We start from the raw sequence: 14,719 nt of genomic DNA, 5'->3' as shown, positions 1-14,719 counted from the left end.
CGGGGGGGGGCGCGCGGGGGCCGGGGGGGGGGGGGGGGGGGGGGGGGGGGGGGGGGGGGGGGGGGCGGGGGGGGGGGCGCCCGCGCCGCCCCCCCCCCCCCCCCCCCCCCCCCCCCGCCGGTGCCTACTTGGCGACGCGGACGATCAGGGCGTCGCCCTGGCCGCCGCCACCACACAGCGCGGCCGCGCCGATCCCGCCGCCGCGGCGCTTCAGCTCCAGCGCCAGGTGCAGCACCACGCGGGCGCCGGACATGCCGATCGGGTGGCCCAGGGCGATGGCGCCACCGTTGACGTTCACCTTTTCCGGGGTCACGCCGAGGTCCTTCATTGACTGCACGGCGACCGCGGCGAAGGCCTCGTTGATCTCGATGAGGTCCAGGTCGGAGACCTCCAGGCCCTCCTTCTTCAGGGCGTGCAGGATCGCGTTGGACGGCTGCGACTGGAGGGAGTTGTCCGGACCCGCGACGTTGCCGTGGGCGCCGATCTCGGCGATCCACTCCAGGCCGAGCTCCTCGGCCTTCGCCTTGCTCATCACGACCACGGCGGCCGCGCCGTCGCTGATCTGGGAGGACGTGCCGGCGGTGATCGTGCCGTCCTTGGCGAAGGCGGGGCGCAGCCTGCCCAGGGACTCCACGGTGGTCTCGGGACGGATGCCCTCGTCCGCCGAGAAGATCACCGGGTCGCCCTTGCGCTGCGGGATCTCGACCGGGGTGATCTCGGCCTCGAAGACGCCGTTCTTCTGCGCGGCCGCGGCCCGCTGGTGCGAGGCGGCGGCGAACTCGTCCTGCGGGGCGCGCTCGATGCCGAGGCGGGTGTTGTGCTTCTCGGTCGACTCGCCCATCGCGATGTTCTCGAAGGCGTCGGTGAGACCGTCGTAGGCCATCGCGTCGAGCATCTCGATGGCGCCGTACTTGAAGCCCTCGCGGGACTTGGGCAGCAGGTGCGGGGCGTTGGTCATGGACTCCTGGCCGCCCGCGACCACGATGTCGAACTCACCGGCGCGGATCAGCTGGTCGGCCAGCGCGATCGCGTCCAGGCCCGAGAGGCACACCTTGTTGATGGTCAGGGCGGGCACGTTCATCGGGATGCCGGCCTTGACCGCCGCCTGGCGGGCGGGGATCTGGCCGGCGCCGGCCTGCAGCACCTGGCCCATGATCACGTACTGGACCTGGTCGCCGGAGATGCCGGCCCGCTCCAGCGCGGACTTGATGGCGAAGCCGCCGAGGTCGGCACCCGAGAAGGACTTGAGCGAGCCGAGCAGCCGCCCCATGGGCGTGCGGGCCCCGGCGACGATCACAGAAGTGGTGTTGTTCGATCCGGACATGAGGCACAGCCCCTTGGATGAGGAGTGAACGAGGGTTTACGTGAATGTACTGGGCGGTACCGCAGCGGTCACCGGGCTGCCGGTGTGATCGCGCGCACGTTGCGTGACCGCCCCCTTCGGCGGTGCACTGTCACCATGCTGACAAGAATCGACCACATCGGGATCGCCTGCTTCGACCTGGACAAGACCGTCGAGTTCTACCGTGCCACGTACGGCTTCGAGGTGTTCCACTCCGAGGTCAACGAGGAGCAGGGTGTCCGCGAGGCCATGCTGAAGATCAACGAGACGTCCGACGGCGGCGCCTCCTACCTCCAGCTCCTGGAGCCCACCCGCGAGGACTCCGCGGTGGGCAAGTGGCTGGCCAAGAACGGCGAGGGGGTCCACCACATCGCCTTCGGCACCGAGGACGTCCAGGGCGACTCGGAGGCCATCCGCGGCAAGGGCGTCCGCGTCCTCTACGACCAGCCCCGCACCGGCTCCATGGGCTCCTCGATCACCTTCCTGCACCCCAAGGACTGCCACGGCGTCCTCACCGAACTGGTCACCTCCAACCCCGAGCACTGATGGACCACTGATGGCCCGATTCCCCGGCCGGTAGAGTGGCCATGGCTCGGCCGGGGTTCGGTGCGGAGACGGGGTCGGGGCCTGTGACCCCTGCCCCGGTATCTGACACCATTCCCCCGGGGGCGTCGTTCAGCGGGCGAGCGATGCTCATTTGGGAGTGAGCTTGCGACCAGGGGACGGATGGGACCGCGCTGTGCGGGGCTACGAAAGCCAGGAGAGCCATCAGGCCGGGGCCGACCACCTCTCGCGCTTCGAAGCCGAGATGGAGCGGCTGAAGAAGGAGCGCGGGAAGGCCGTCCAGCACGCTGAGGACCTGGGATACCAGGTCGAGGTGCTGCGCGCCAAGCTCCACGAGGTACGCCGATCGCTGGCGTCCCGCCCCGCCTACGACGGCGCGGACATGGGATACCAGGCGGAGCAACTGCTCCGCAATGCCCAGATCCAGGCCGACCAGATGCGCTCCGACGCCGAGCGCGAGCTGCGCGACGCCCGGGCGCAGACCCAGCGCATCCTCCAGGAGCACGCCGAGCACCAGGCGCGGCTCCAGGCGGAGCTGCACGCCGAGGCCGTCAACCGCCGCCAGCGGCTGGACCAGGAGCTCAACGAGCGCCGCCAGACCGTCGAGGCGCACGTCAACGAGAACGTGGCGTGGGCCGAGCAGCTGCGCGCCCGTACGGAGTCCCAGGCGCGCCGGCTCCTGGAGGAGTCCCGCGCCGAGGCCGAGCAGTCCCTGAACGCCGCCCGCGCCGAGGCCGCCCGGGTCGCCGAGGAGACCCGGCGCCGGATGGCCGCCGACGCGGAGGCGGCCCGTGCGGAGACCGAGGCCACCCTGCTGCGCGCCCGCAAGGAGGCCGAGCGGCTGTTGACCGCCGCCTCCGCGCAGGCCCAGGAGGCCACCGAGCACGCGGAGCGGCTGCGTTCCACCACCTCCGCCGAGGCCGAGCAGACCCGGCAGCAGACCATGGACCTCGGCCGGGTGGCCGAGTCCCGCGCGCAGGAGGCCGAAGCCGCGCTGCGCGAGGCCCGTGCCGAAGCCGAACGCGTCCTCGCCGAGGCCAAGGAGAGCGCGGCCCGCCAGCTCGCGTCGGCGGAGTCCGTCAACGAGCAGCGCACCCGCACCGCCAAGGAGCAGGTCGCCCGGCTGGTCGGCGAGGCCACCAAGGAGGCCGAGGCCCTCAAGGCGGAGGCCGAACAGGCCCTGGCCGACGCCCGCGCGGACGCCGAGCGGCAGCGCACCGAGGCCGGCGAGCAGGCCCGTACGGCCGCGGCCGAGGACATGGCGGCGCAGCTGGCGAAGGCCGCCCGCACCGCGGAGGACGTACTGAACAAGGCCTCGGAGGACGCCCGGGCCACCACCCGGGCCGCGTCCGAGGAGGCCGAGCGGATCCGCCGCGAGGCCGAGTCCGAGGCCGACCGGCTGCGCCTGCAGGCCGCCGCCACGGCGGACGAGCTCAAGGGCGCCGCGAAGGACGACACCGAGGAGTACCGGGCCCGCACGGTCGAACTCCAGGAAGAGGCCCGGCGGCTGCGCGGTGAGGCCGAGCAGCTGCGCGCGGAGGCCGTCGCCGAGGGCGAGCGCATCCGCGGCGAGGCCCGCCGCGAGGCGGTCCAGCAGATCGAGGAGGCGGCCCGGACCGCCGAGGAGCTGCTCGGCAAGGCCAAGTCGGACGCGGACGAGCTGCGCGGCGGGGCGACCGCCGAGAGCGAGCGGGTCCGCGCCGAGGCCGTCGAGCGGGCCGGCACCCTGCGCAAGCAGGCCGAGGAGACCCTGGAGCGGACCCGCGCCGAGGCCGAGCGGCTGCGCGCCGAAGCCGAGGAGCGGGCCGAGGCCGTACGCGCCGAGGCGGACGCCGCCGCCATGGCGCGGCGCGAGGAGACCGAGCAGGCGGTGGCCGCCCGGCGGGCGGAGGCCGACGAGGAGCTCGTACGGCTGCACACCGACGCCGAGAGCCGGCTGACGACGGCCGAGCAGACGCTGCGCGACGCGCGCGGGGCGGCGGAGAACATCCGCCGGGAGACCGCGGAGGAGACCGACCGGCAGCGTGCGGAGGCGGCCGAGCGGATCCGCACCCTGCAGACGCAGGCCGAGGCGGAGGCCGACCAGCTGCGCACCGAAGCGGCGCAGGACGCCGGGCGGGTGCGCGCGGAGGCCGAACAGGTCGCCGTACGGCTGCGCGGCGAGGCCGAGGCCGAGGCGGAGCGGGTGCGCTCGGAGGCGCAGGAGACCGCGGACCGGCTGCGCGCCGAGGCGAAGGCGGCGGCCGAGCGGGTCGCCGAGGAGGCCGCCGAGGCCCTCTCCGCCGCGCAGGAGGAGGCCGCCCGGCGCCGCCGGGAGTCCGAGGAGACCCTGGCGTCGGCCCGCACGGACGCGGAGCAGGAGCGGGCGCAGGCCCGCGAGCAGAGCGAGGAGCTGCTGGCCGCGGCCCGCCGCCGCTCGGAGGAGGCGCAGGCCGAGGCGGCCCGCCTGACCGAGGAGGCCGAGCGCCGCGCGTCGGAGCTGGTGTCGGCGGCCGAGGCCACCGCCCAGCAGGTACGGGACTCCGTGGCCGGGCTGCACGAGCAGGCCGAGGAGGAGGTCGCCGGACTGCGCAACGCCGCCGAGCACGCGGCGGAGCGTACGAGGACGGAGGCCGAGGAAGAGGCCGGCCGGGTCCGTTCCGACGCCTACGCGGAACGGGAGCGGGCCACCGAGGACGCCAACCGGATCCGCAGCGAGGCGCGTGCCGAGACGGACGCGGCGAAGGCGCTGGCCGAGCGGACGGTCGGCGAGGCGATCGCCGAGGCGGAGCAGCTGCGCGGCGACACCGCCGAGTACGCGCAGCGGGTGCGTACGGAGGCCACGGACGCGCTGGCCGCGTCCGAGCGGGACGCGGCGCGCACCCGGGCCGACGCCCGTGACGACGCGAACCGCATCCGCGGCGAGGCGGCGGAGTCCCTGGAGGCCGCGCGCGCCGAGGGCGCCCGGATCACGGCCGAGGCGACGGCGGAGGCCGAGCGGCTCACCGCGGAGACCCTCGCGGCCAACGCGGCCACGGTCGCCGAGGCCGAGGCGGAGGCCTCGCGGATCACGACCGAGGCGGCGCAGGCGGCGGAGGCCACCCGCGTCGAGGCGGCGGCGATCCTCGACCAGGCCCGCGCCGAGGGCAACCGGCTGCGGACCGAGGCCGCGGAGCAGGTCGACCGGCTCATCACCGAGGCGTCGGCGGAAGCGGACCGGCTCATCGAGGAGACCCGGGCGGCCAACGAGGCCACCGTGGGCGAGGCGGCGGCGAAGGCCGAGCGGCTGGGCGCCGACGCGGCACGGTTCAAGGCGCAGGCGGCGGAGACCCTCGCGAGCGCCGAACGCGACGCCGCGCGGATCATCCTGGAGTCGCGCGCCGAGGGCGACCGGCTCATCGAGGAGACCCGGGCGGCCAACGAGGCCACGGTCGGCGAGGCGGCGGCGGAGGCCGAGCGGCTGCGCGCCGAGGCGGCCCGCGTCCTGGACGACGCCCGGGCGGACGGCGGCCGGATCATCGGCGAGGCCACCGCGGAGGCGGACCGCGTCACGGTCGCGGCCAACGAGACGCTGGCGGGCGCCGAGCGGGAGTCCGAGCAGACGCTGGACGAGGCGCGCGCCGAGGCGAACCGCTTGCGCACCGAGGCGGCCGAGCAGGCGGACCGGCTCATCACGGAGGCGGCGTCCGAGGCGGAGAAGCTCATCGAGCGGACCCGCAAGGACAACGAGCGCACCGTCGCAGAGGCGGCCGGCGAGGCCGAGCGGCTGCGTGCGGACGCGTCGGAGGCGCTGTCCTCGGCGCAGGAGCACGCGTCCCGTACCCGCTCGGAGGCCGAGCGGGTCAAGGCCGAGGCGGCGACCGCGGCGGAGCGCATCCGTACGGAGGCCCGTACGGAGTCGGAGCGGCTGCTGGACGAGGCCCGCGAGGAGGCCAACAAGCGGCGCACCGAGGCGGCGGAGCAGGTCGACCGGCTCATCACGAAGGCTGCCGCGGAGGCCGACAAGCTCACGGGCGACGCGCAGAAGCAGGCCCTCGCCGCCACCACGGCGGCCGAGGAGCAGGCCGACGCGATGGTCGACGCGGCCCGCAAGGAGGCGGCGCGGATCACCGCGGAGGCGACCGTCGAGGGCAACTCCATGGTGGAGAAGGCCCGGACGGACGCCGACGAGCTGCTGGTCGGCGCGCGCACGGACGCGGCTGCCATAAGGGAGCGGGCGGAGGAGCTGCGCGGCCGGGTCGAGAGCGAGGTCGAGGAGCTGCACGAGCGGGCCCGCCGGGAGTCGGCCGAGCAGATGAAGTCGGCCGGCGAGCGCGTGGACAAGCTGGTGCGGGCGGCGACCGAGCAGAGCGTCGAGGCCGAGGCGAAGGCCAAGGCCCTGGTGTCGGACGCGAGCAGCGAGGCGAGCAAGGTGCGCATCGCGGCGGTGCGCAAGGCGGAGGCGCTGCTCAAGGAGGCCGAGCAGAAGAAGGCGGAGCTGGCCCGGGAGGCCGAGAAGGCTCTCGCGGAGGCCAAGGCGGAAGCCGAGCGCCTCGTCGACGAGGGCCGCCGTGAGCTGGAGGTCCTGGTGCGTCGGCGCGAGGACATTCAGGCGGAGATCTCCCGTGTCCAGGACGTTCTTGAGGCGTTGGAATCATTCGAGGCGCCTTCGGGCGGCGGGAAGCCGACGGTCGGCGGCCAGGGCGCGGGGGGCGTGAAGGCCGGAGTGACCGCAGGATCCACTCGTTCGGGTGGCAAGACGTCAGAGGGGTAGCCAAACCCGACGGGAATGTGTCCACCTGAGGGAGGTTCAGGCGAACGAGTGACAAGCATTCTGTCGCCTTGCCACTCAAAAGGGGTGTCATTGTCCAGATCAAACGCGGATTGACTCGATGACACGCCGCTCGGGCGCCTAGGATTCCCCTTAACACCTCACGTAGCACCTCATCGGTCTCATTCGACAGGAACCCCATGAGCGACACTTCCTCCCCCTTCGGCTTCGAGCTCGTGCGGCGTGGTTACGACCGTGGTCAGGTGGACGACCGCATTACCAAGCTGGTCTCCGACCGCGACAGCGCCCTTGGACGTATCAACTCTCTGGAAAAGCGGATCGAGGAGTTGCACCTCGAGACGCAGAACGCCCAGGCCCAGGTGAACGACGCCGAGCCGTCGTACGCCGGTCTCGGTGCCCGGGTCGAGAAGATCCTCCGGCTGGCCGAGGAGGAGGCGAAGGACCTGCGCGAGGAGGCCCGTCGCGCGGCCGAGCAGCACCGCGAGCTCGCCGAGTCGGCCGCGCAGCAGGTGCGCAACGACGCCGAGTCGTTCGCCGCCGACCGCAAGTCGAAGGCGGAGGACGAGGGCGTCCGCATCGTCGAGAAGGCGAAGGGCGACGCGTCGACCCTGCGCGCGGAGGCCCAGAAGGACGCGGCCTCCAAGCGCGAGGAGGCCGACGCGCTGTTCGAGGAGACCCGCGCCAAGGCCGCCCAGGCCGCCGCGGACTTCGAGACCAACCTGGCCAAGCGCCGCGAGCAGTCCGAGCGCGACCTGGCCTCGCGTCAGGCCAAGGCCGAGAAGCGCCTCGCCGAGATCGAGCACCGCGCGGAGCAGCTGCGCCTGGAGGCCGAGAAGCTGCGCACCGACGCGGAGCGCCGCGCCCGGCAGACGGTGGAGACCGCGCAGCGCCAGGCCGAGGACATCGTGGCCGACGCCAACGCCAAGGCGGACCGTATCCGCAGCGAGTCCGAGCGCGAGCTGGCGGCGCTCACCAACCGCCGCGACTCGATCAACGCGCAGCTGACGAACGTCCGCGAGATGCTGGCGACGCTCACCGGCGCGGCCGTCGCGGCGGCCAACCCGATCGTGGACGACGAGCCGGTCAGCCGCGGCGTCCCGGCGCAGCAGAGCCGCTGATCGACCGACGGGTCGAAACCCGTCGCACGTGCTTGGCCCGACCGAGGGCCCTGTGTCACCTTTTCGAGGTGGCGTAGGGCCCTCGGGCGTTCTAGCGTGGCCGCATGATCGAGCTAGAGGGACTCACCAAACGATTCGGCGCGAAGACCGCCGTGGACAACCTCAGCTTCCAGGTCCGACCGGGGGTGGTGACCGGCTTCCTCGGCCCCAACGGGGCAGGGAAGTCCACGACCATGCGCATGATGCTCGACCTCGACAATCCGACCAGCGGGACGGTCCGGATCGACGGGAAGCACTACCGCGAGCTGCCGGAGCCGCTGAAGCACATCGGGGCGCTGCTGGACGCGAAGGCCATGCACGGCGGCCGCAGCGCGTACAACAACCTTCTCTGTCTGGCCCAGTCGAACGAGATCCCGCAGAAGCGGGTCGACGAGGTGCTGGACCTGGTCGGACTGACGGCCGTGGCGAAGAAGAAGTCCAAAGGATTTTCGCTGGGCATGGGTCAACGGCTGGGAATCGCCTCCGCCCTGCTGGGCGATCCGGAAATCCTGATGTTCGACGAACCCGTCAATGGTCTGGACCCGGAGGGAATTCTCTGGATCCGCAATCTGATGAAGGGCCTGGCGGCGGAGGGACGGACGATCTTCGTGTCCTCCCATCTGATGAGTGAAATGGCGCTGACCGCAGACCATTTGGTCGTCATCGGTCAAGGGAGGCTTCTGGCCGATCTGTCGATGGCCGATTTCATTCAGCAGAACTCCCGCAGTTACGTCCGGCTGCGCTCCCCGCAGCAGGAACGGCTCAAGGACGTCCTGCACGACGCCGGGATCAACGCGATCAGCGTCCCGGCCACCGGCACGCTGGAGATCGACGGAGCGAGCGCGGAACAGCTCGGCGAGCTCGCCGCCCAGCACCAGATCGTGCTGCACGAGCTCAGCCCGCAACGGGCCTCACTGGAAGAAGCGTTCATGCGCATGACGGCCGACTCCGTCGAATACCACGCCCACGCGCCGGGCGCACCCGGCGCCCCCGTCGTGCCGGGCATGGCCGCGGACAACCCCGGCCGGCCGGCCGACGTCCCCGCCTGGGGCGCCGGCTACGAGGCGACGCGCAAGGGCGGCGAGTGACCATGGCCTTCAACGCCGTCCTCAAGTCCGAGTGGACCAAGATCCGTACGGTCGCCTCCACCAGCTGGACCCTCGCCCTCGTCTTCCTCGTCACCGTCGGGTTCGCCGCGCTGTTCAGCTCCACGTTCGACAAGGACAACCTGGACGCGGCCCAGCAGGCCACCTTCGACCCCACGGCGATGAGCTTCGCCTCGCTGCAGTTCGGTCAGCTGGCGATGATCGTGTTCGGTGTGATGGTCGTGAGCACCGAGTACAGCACGGGCATGATCCGCACCTCCCTCGCCGCCGTACCCCGCCGCGGGCAGTTCCTGCTCGGCAAGATGGCGGTGGCGACGGCGCTGGCCCTGGCCGTGGGGCTGCTGACCAGCTTCGTGTCCTTCTTCCTCACCCAGGCCCTGCTCGGTGACCTCGGCATCGGCGTGGGCGAGGAGAACGTGCTGCGCGCCCTGATCGGCGCCGGACTCTACCTGGCGCTGCTCGCCCTGTTCTGCATGGGCGTGGCGGCCATGCTGCGCAGCTCGGTCGCCGCCATCAGCGTCCTGATCCCGTTCTTCCTGATCGTCTCGAACCTCCTCAACGGTTTCGAGGCGACCCGGCCGATCGGCCAGTACCTGCCGAGCAACGCCGGGGCGCGGATCATGCAGGTCGTACCCAACGCGTTCGGGTCCCCGGAGACCCCGTACGGCCCGTGGGGCGGCTTCGGGATCATGGTCCTCTGGACGCTGGCCGCGGTACTCGGGGGCTACGCCGTCCTCCGCAAGAGGGACGCCTGACCTCCTGCCCACGTACTACGGGGGATCCCCGGGTCGCTCTCAGGGGCAGCTCAGGGATCCGGCCCGGGACGGAACCAGAGGAAGCTCGTTATCCTCTTAACCCTTACGCGGGCGAAAGTCGTCCCGGCCTGGTAAGGGGCAGCAAGATGATCGAGGCAGTCGGCCTGACCAAGCGCTACGGCGCCAAGACCGCCGTCGACCAGTTGTCCTTCCAGGTCAAGCCGGGTCACGTCACGGGATTCCTGGGACCCAACGGCTCCGGGAAGTCCACCACCATGCGCATGATCGTGGGCCTGGACCGGCCCACCTCGGGTCATGTCACGATCAACGGGCGGCCCTTCCGGGACCTCCCGAACGCCCAGCGGCACGTCGGGGCCCTGCTCGACGCCAAGGCCGTGCACGGCGGCCGCAGGGCCCGTACGCACCTGCTGTCCATCGCCCAGCTCTCCGGGATCCCGGAGAAGCGGGTGGACGAGGTGCTGGCCGTGGTCGGGCTCCAGGACGCCGCCCGGCAGCGCACGAAGGGCTTCTCGCTCGGCATGGGCCAGCGGCTCGGCATCGCCACCGCCCTGCTCGGCGACCCGCAGGTGCTGCTGTTCGACGAGCCGGTCAACGGGCTCGACCCGGAGGGCATCCTCTGGGTCCGCAACCTCATGCGCCGGCTGGCCTCCGAGGGCCGCACCGTCTTCGTCTCCTCGCACCTGATGAGCGAGATGGCGCTGACCGCCGACCACCTGATCGTGATCGGGCGGGGCCGGCTGCTGGCCGACATGGGCACCCGGGAGTTCATCGCGCACAACTCGGCCGGATTCGCTCGGGTGCGCGCGGCCGACACTGATCCGGATGGCCGGGACGCGCTGGGTAGGGCCCTCACCAAGGCGGGCGGCCGGGTGCTCCAGGAGCCCGACGGAGCACTGCGCGTGACCGGCCTGGAGCTGCCCCGCATCGCGGACCTCGCGCACGGGGCGGGCGTACGGCTGTGGGAGCTGTCACCGCACCACGCCTCGCTGGAGGAGGCGTACATGCGGATGACCCAGTCCGCCGTCGAGTACACCTCCACCGAGGACCCGCGGGCCGAGCTCTGGGAGCCCGAACCGCTGACCCTCCCGGCGTGGGAGGAGGAACCGGCACCCCCGGAGGTCCCGCAGACGGGCTTCTTCGCACCGCCGCCGCCCGCGGCGGGCGGGCAGCCCTTCCTCATGCCCGGCCATCCCGGCGAGCTCACGAGCACCGCCAAGAATTCCCCCGAGGACACACGATGACCCCGACGACCACGACGCCGGAGCGGCCCCGGAGCTACAGCTCCTCCCTGCCCACGCCGCGGCCGCACCTGGGGCACGCCGTGGCCTCGGAGTGGACCAAGCTGGTCTCCATCCGCTCCACCCTGTGGACGCTGGGCTCGCTCGTGCTCATCGTCGTGGGTGTCGGGCTGCTCTTCGTCCTGCAGACCTCGGACGAGGACTACGCCGGGATCACCTTCACCACACCCGCCCTCTTCGGCCTGCTGGTCGGGGAGATCGCGGTGATGGTCCTCGGCGTGCTGACCATCACCTCGGAGCACGGCACCGGGCTGGCGCGGACCACCTTCACCGCCGCCCCGGACCGGTACCGGGTGCTCACCGCGAAGTACCTCGTCTTCAGCGCCACGGCCCTGGTCACCACCGCGCTGTCCGTCTTCGTGGTCGGGATCGCCGCGTCCCTCGTCCACGACGGCGCCGCGGCGGGCTCGCACGCCTACGTCGAGTGGCTCGGCGCGCTGCTCGGCTGCCTCTACGTGACCCTGCTCGGCGTGCTCGCGCTCGCGATCGGCGCGCTGGTGCGGCACTCCGCCGGGGCGATCGCCGTCATGCTCGGCCTCGTCACCCTGCCGCCGGTGATAGGGGCGATGCTCAGCAGCTGGGAGGCGGTGGCGCCGGTCGGGCGGGCGGTCCTCCAGCGCAACGTGCCGGTGGCGCTGAGCCAGCTCTTCGGCATGAAGGAGGGCGGCGACCTGGGCGCGGCGCCCAGCACCCTCTCGCACGTGCTGCTCATCGTGCTGGTGACGGGCGCGGCCGTGACCGCCTCGTACCTGTCGGTCGGCCGCCGGGACGTCTAGGCCGGCGTCCCGGCTAGTACTTCGGCGCGTTACGGGACCGCTGCACCTTCGAGGTGCGGCGGTCCTTCGCGTTCCAGCACGCCTTGTGCCAGTGCCGCCGGTCGTCCACGCCGCCGTACTCCGGCCAGGCCACCAGGTGCGGGGTGCCGGAGGGGATCTCCTGGTCGCAGCCGGGGCAGCGGTAGCGCTTGCCGGCCGCGCTGGCGCCGGCGACGTGCCGGACCTTCCAGTCCTCGCCCTGGTACTCCTCGGTGCGCTCCAGCCCGTAGCGGTCGAGGCCGGTGCCGGGGCGTTCGTCCGGGGTCTCGCCGCCCCTGGGGCGGTTGTTGCGCGGTGACACGTATACCTCACGGAAGGGCGGACGGCAGTGACTTTCTCCCAGACTACGCGCAGCGGGGCCGGGTACCCGCAGGGTGGCTGAGGGCGGCGTCGGCGCGCAGAGGAATGGCCCGACAATCCCAATAACTTTCCTGTCAGCCCGTGCCTTTGGCACGTGTCAGACGTTGTTGCCATAGGAAGAACCGGTCCACCTGGGGGAGGCCGCGTCAGCCGCGAGGAGGCTAAAGGCGATGCGCGTAGGAGCGTTTGTACTGGCGGCCCAGTTCCCGGGCCAGGGACAGGGAGAGGCACTGCACCGGGCGGTGCGGACCGCCGAGGTGGCCGAGGAGGCCGGGCTCGACTCCGTCTGGCTCGCCGAGCACCACTTCGTCCCGTACGGGGTCTGCCCCTCGGCGGTGACCCTGGCGGCCCTGCTGCTGGGCCGGACCCGGCGGCTGCGGGTGGGCACGGCCGTGAGCGTGCTGCCGAGCACGCACCCGGTGGCCCTCGGCGAGCAGGCGGCGCTGCTCCACGTGACCTCGGGCGGCCGGTTCACCCTGGGCGTGGGCCGCGGCGGGCCGTGGGTCGACCTGGAGGTGTTCGGGGGCGGTCTGGACTCGTACGAGAACGGTTTCCCGGAGGCCCTGGACCTGCTGCGGCGCTGGCTGACGGAGGCGCGGGTGGGAGCCGCCGGCGAGCGGTACGGCTTCCGCGAGGTGGCCGTCGTACCGCGGCCGTCGGAGGCCCTGGACGGGGACGGCTCGGGGCCGGAGGTCATCGTGGCGTGCACCTCTCCCGCTTCCGTACGGCTGGCCGCGCAGCGGGGGCTGCCGATGCTCCTCGGCATGCACTGCGGGGACGAGACCAAGGCGGAGATGGTCGCGCTGTGGCGCGGCGCGGCGTTGGCGGCGGGCCACTCGCGGGAGTACGTGGCCGGCGCGGGACACGTCTCCGCCGGGGTGTGCCAGCTCGCGGACCGCACGGCGGACGCCCGCGAGACCCTGCTCAAGGCGATGCCGGGCTGGCTCAAGCAGGGCCTGGACGCGCACGTGACCGTGGACGGGCGCGTGCGCGCGATGCGGGATCCGATCGCGTACACGGAACTGCTGTGCGACCTGCACCCGGTGGGCACCCCGGAGGTGGCGATCGACCGGCTGGCGGCCACGTCCGCACGGACGGGGATCACGCGCTTCGCCCTGCTGACGGAGGGCTCCGGCGATCTCGCCGCGACGGAGGAGAACGTACGACGACTCGGCGTCGAGGTCCTGCCCCGCCTCGGCTGAGACCTACCGGACCTGCTCAGCAGTCCCGCAGTTCCGGGGACTGGTTGAGCAGCTGACCGCGGATCGAAGTGAACTTGGCCAGCCTGTCGTCCACCGAGGGGTCCAGCGGGAACACCGCAACCCGGTGACAGTTCTGGAATGCCAGGCGCACTCCGAAGTGCCGCTGCAGGGCACCCCGTATCGCGTCACTCGCGAGGGCACGCAGCAGCTGCCCCCGCGCCTGCTCGTCGGGCGGCGGCGTCTGGTTGTCGGCGAACTGTCCGCCGTCCACCTTCAGCTGGGCCACCAGCGAGCTGATCATCTCCCATGCGTAGGGCAGGGAGGTCCGGACGCAGTCGACGAAAGCGGCTTCGTCGACCTCGCCTCGCTCGGCCTGTTCGAGTAGGGCCGGTGAGACGTCGAGCGACATGGGTTCTCCTCTCGCGACCCCGGCTGATTGGGTTGCCGGAGTCTTACGGGCAGGGAAGGAGGCCGCGACGCAGAGTGCACGCTCCGCCACCTCCCGCTCACCACGGTAGGCGCCCCATGGGTGGCGCACCAGGAGAATGCGCATACAACGCGCCATCCGCGAAGGGGGCTTTCAGGGGCGAATCGCGTGGAGGCCTTCTCGTCGAGTAGCGTTGCCGACCATGCGTCTCGTCATTGCCCGCTGCTCCGTCGACTACGCGGGCCGGCTCACCGCCCATCTGCCCTCGGCACCCCGTCTGATCCTCGTGAAGGCCGACGGCAGTGTCTCGATCCACGCGGACGACAGGGCGTACAAACCGCTCAACTGGATGTCGCCCCCGTGCACCCTCAAGGAGGGGAGCGGCGATGACGCCGGAGTGTGGACGGTCATCAACAAGGCGGGCGAGAAGCTCATCATCACCATGGAGGAAGTCCTGCACGACTCCTCCCACGAGCTCGGCACCGACCCGGGACTCATCAAGGACGGCGTCGAGGCACACCTCCAGGAACTCCTGGCGGACCGCATCGAAACGCTGGGCGAGGGTTACACCCTGATCCGGCGCGAGTACATGACGGCGATCGGCCCGGTGGACATCCTGTGCCGGGACGCCTCCGGCGCGACGGTGGCCGTGGAGATCAAGCGGCGCGGCGAGATCGACGGCGTCGAGCAGCTGACCCGCTACCTGGAGCTCCTCAACCGCGACCCGCACCTGGCGCCGGTCCGGGGCGTCTTCGCCGCCCAGGAGATCAAGCCACAGGCCAAGGTGCTGGCGACGGACCGCGGAATGGACTGCGTGGTCCTGGACTACAACGCGCTGCGCGGCATCGAGGACGACAAGCTCCGCCTGTTCTGATCCCCGGCCCCACCCGGCCGATCGGCCGCCCGGCCGCCCGCCACTGAC

12 protein-coding genes are annotated in these 14,719 nt (G+C 72.2%); 9 read left to right on the top strand and 3 right to left on the bottom strand.

Annotation, left to right across the window (positions count from 1 at the left end; translation table 11 throughout):
- Window positions 1-124: 124 nt before the first annotated feature.
- Window positions 125-1,324, bottom strand: coding sequence for an acetyl-CoA C-acetyltransferase (locus ACFYP3_RS00400; RefSeq protein ID WP_388824442.1), 1,200 nt, complete (start codon window positions 1,322-1,324; stop codon window positions 125-127).
- A gap of 135 nt (window positions 1,325-1,459) precedes the next feature.
- On the opposite strand from ACFYP3_RS00400, the gene mce reads away from it, so the two are divergent.
- The 7 genes from mce to ACFYP3_RS00365 all read left to right on the top strand — a co-directional run bounded on the left by mce (window position 1,460) and on the right by ACFYP3_RS00365 (window position 11,769).
- Window positions 1,460-1,888, top strand: coding sequence for a methylmalonyl-CoA epimerase (gene mce, locus ACFYP3_RS00395; RefSeq protein WP_008738238.1), 429 nt, complete (start codon window positions 1,460-1,462; stop codon window positions 1,886-1,888).
- A 193-nt stretch (window positions 1,889-2,081) separates the two neighbouring features.
- Complete coding sequence (gene scy, locus ACFYP3_RS00390) at window positions 2,082-6,638, top strand: polarized growth protein Scy (RefSeq protein ID WP_388824437.1); 4,557 nt, start codon at window positions 2,082-2,084, stop codon at window positions 6,636-6,638.
- 197 nt (window positions 6,639-6,835) lie between these two features.
- Entirely contained in the window at window positions 6,836-7,774 is a 939-nt protein-coding gene (locus ACFYP3_RS00385; RefSeq protein ID WP_030708181.1) for a cellulose-binding protein, read from the top strand.
- 104 nt (window positions 7,775-7,878) lie between these two features.
- Entirely contained in the window at window positions 7,879-8,901 is a 1,023-nt protein-coding gene (locus ACFYP3_RS00380) for an ABC transporter ATP-binding protein (RefSeq protein ID WP_388824434.1), read from the top strand.
- A 2-nt stretch (window positions 8,902-8,903) separates the two neighbouring features.
- A complete protein-coding gene (locus ACFYP3_RS00375; protein WP_388825198.1) occupies window positions 8,904-9,674 on the top strand; it encodes an ABC transporter permease in 771 nt (256 codons plus the stop codon).
- A gap of 146 nt (window positions 9,675-9,820) precedes the next feature.
- Window positions 9,821-10,936 carry an ABC transporter ATP-binding protein gene (locus ACFYP3_RS00370; RefSeq protein ID WP_388824431.1) on the top strand — a complete coding sequence of 372 codons (1,116 nt, stop codon included), beginning with the start codon at window positions 9,821-9,823 and terminating at the stop codon, window positions 10,934-10,936.
- Window positions 10,933-11,769 carry an ABC transporter permease gene (locus ACFYP3_RS00365; protein ID WP_388824428.1) on the top strand — a complete coding sequence of 279 codons (837 nt, stop codon included), beginning with the start codon at window positions 10,933-10,935 and terminating at the stop codon, window positions 11,767-11,769. Before ACFYP3_RS00370 ends, ACFYP3_RS00365 begins: the two co-directional genes overlap by 4 nt.
- 13 nt (window positions 11,770-11,782) lie before the next feature.
- On the opposite strand, the gene ACFYP3_RS00360 is transcribed toward ACFYP3_RS00365, so the two are convergent.
- On the bottom strand, window positions 11,783-12,109 hold the full coding sequence (locus ACFYP3_RS00360) for an ATP/GTP-binding protein (RefSeq protein ID WP_388824425.1): 327 nt from the start codon (window positions 12,107-12,109) through the stop codon (window positions 11,783-11,785).
- Between the two features lie 229 nt (window positions 12,110-12,338).
- On the opposite strand from ACFYP3_RS00360, the gene ACFYP3_RS00355 reads away from it, so the two are divergent.
- Window positions 12,339-13,370 (top strand): LLM class flavin-dependent oxidoreductase, encoded by a 1,032-nt coding sequence (locus ACFYP3_RS00355; protein ID WP_388824422.1) that lies wholly within the window; start codon window positions 12,339-12,341, stop codon window positions 13,368-13,370.
- A gap of 16 nt (window positions 13,371-13,386) precedes the next feature.
- Here ACFYP3_RS00355 and ACFYP3_RS00350 read toward each other — a convergent pair whose 3' ends face one another.
- Window positions 13,387-13,779 (bottom strand): SCO5389 family protein, encoded by a 393-nt coding sequence (locus ACFYP3_RS00350; protein ID WP_030660337.1) that lies wholly within the window; start codon window positions 13,777-13,779, stop codon window positions 13,387-13,389.
- Window positions 13,780-13,999: 220 nt separating this feature from the next.
- On the opposite strand from ACFYP3_RS00350, the gene nucS reads away from it, so the two are divergent.
- On the top strand, window positions 14,000-14,671 hold the full coding sequence (gene nucS, locus ACFYP3_RS00345) for an endonuclease NucS (RefSeq protein ID WP_388824419.1): 672 nt from the start codon (window positions 14,000-14,002) through the stop codon (window positions 14,669-14,671).
- The last annotated feature ends 48 nt before the right edge of the window (window positions 14,672-14,719 follow it).

Source organism: Streptomyces sp. NPDC005533, assembly GCF_042871845.1.
Classification (GTDB): Bacteria; Actinomycetota; Actinomycetes; order Streptomycetales; family Streptomycetaceae; genus Streptomyces.
Note: the sequence above shows the minus strand (reverse complement) of the source record. Positions and strands in the feature narration are given on the sequence as shown.

Coding starts and splice junctions, on each gene's coding strand:
- ACFYP3_RS00400 (WP_388824442.1), bottom strand. CDS start 1,324: ATGTCCGGATCGAACAACACCACTTCTGTGATCGTCGCCGGGGCCCGC.
- mce (WP_008738238.1), top strand. CDS start 1,460: ATGCTGACAAGAATCGACCACATCGGGATCGCCTGCTTCGACCTGGAC.
- ACFYP3_RS00385 (WP_030708181.1), top strand. CDS start 6,836: ATGAGCGACACTTCCTCCCCCTTCGGCTTCGAGCTCGTGCGGCGTGGT.
- ACFYP3_RS00380 (WP_388824434.1), top strand. CDS start 7,879: ATGATCGAGCTAGAGGGACTCACCAAACGATTCGGCGCGAAGACCGCC.
- ACFYP3_RS00375 (WP_388825198.1), top strand. CDS start 8,904: ATGGCCTTCAACGCCGTCCTCAAGTCCGAGTGGACCAAGATCCGTACG.
- ACFYP3_RS00370 (WP_388824431.1), top strand. CDS start 9,821: ATGATCGAGGCAGTCGGCCTGACCAAGCGCTACGGCGCCAAGACCGCC.
- ACFYP3_RS00365 (WP_388824428.1), top strand. CDS start 10,933: ATGACCCCGACGACCACGACGCCGGAGCGGCCCCGGAGCTACAGCTCC.
- ACFYP3_RS00355 (WP_388824422.1), top strand. CDS start 12,339: ATGCGCGTAGGAGCGTTTGTACTGGCGGCCCAGTTCCCGGGCCAGGGA.
- ACFYP3_RS00350 (WP_030660337.1), bottom strand. CDS start 13,779: ATGTCGCTCGACGTCTCACCGGCCCTACTCGAACAGGCCGAGCGAGGC.
- nucS (WP_388824419.1), top strand. CDS start 14,000: ATGCGTCTCGTCATTGCCCGCTGCTCCGTCGACTACGCGGGCCGGCTC.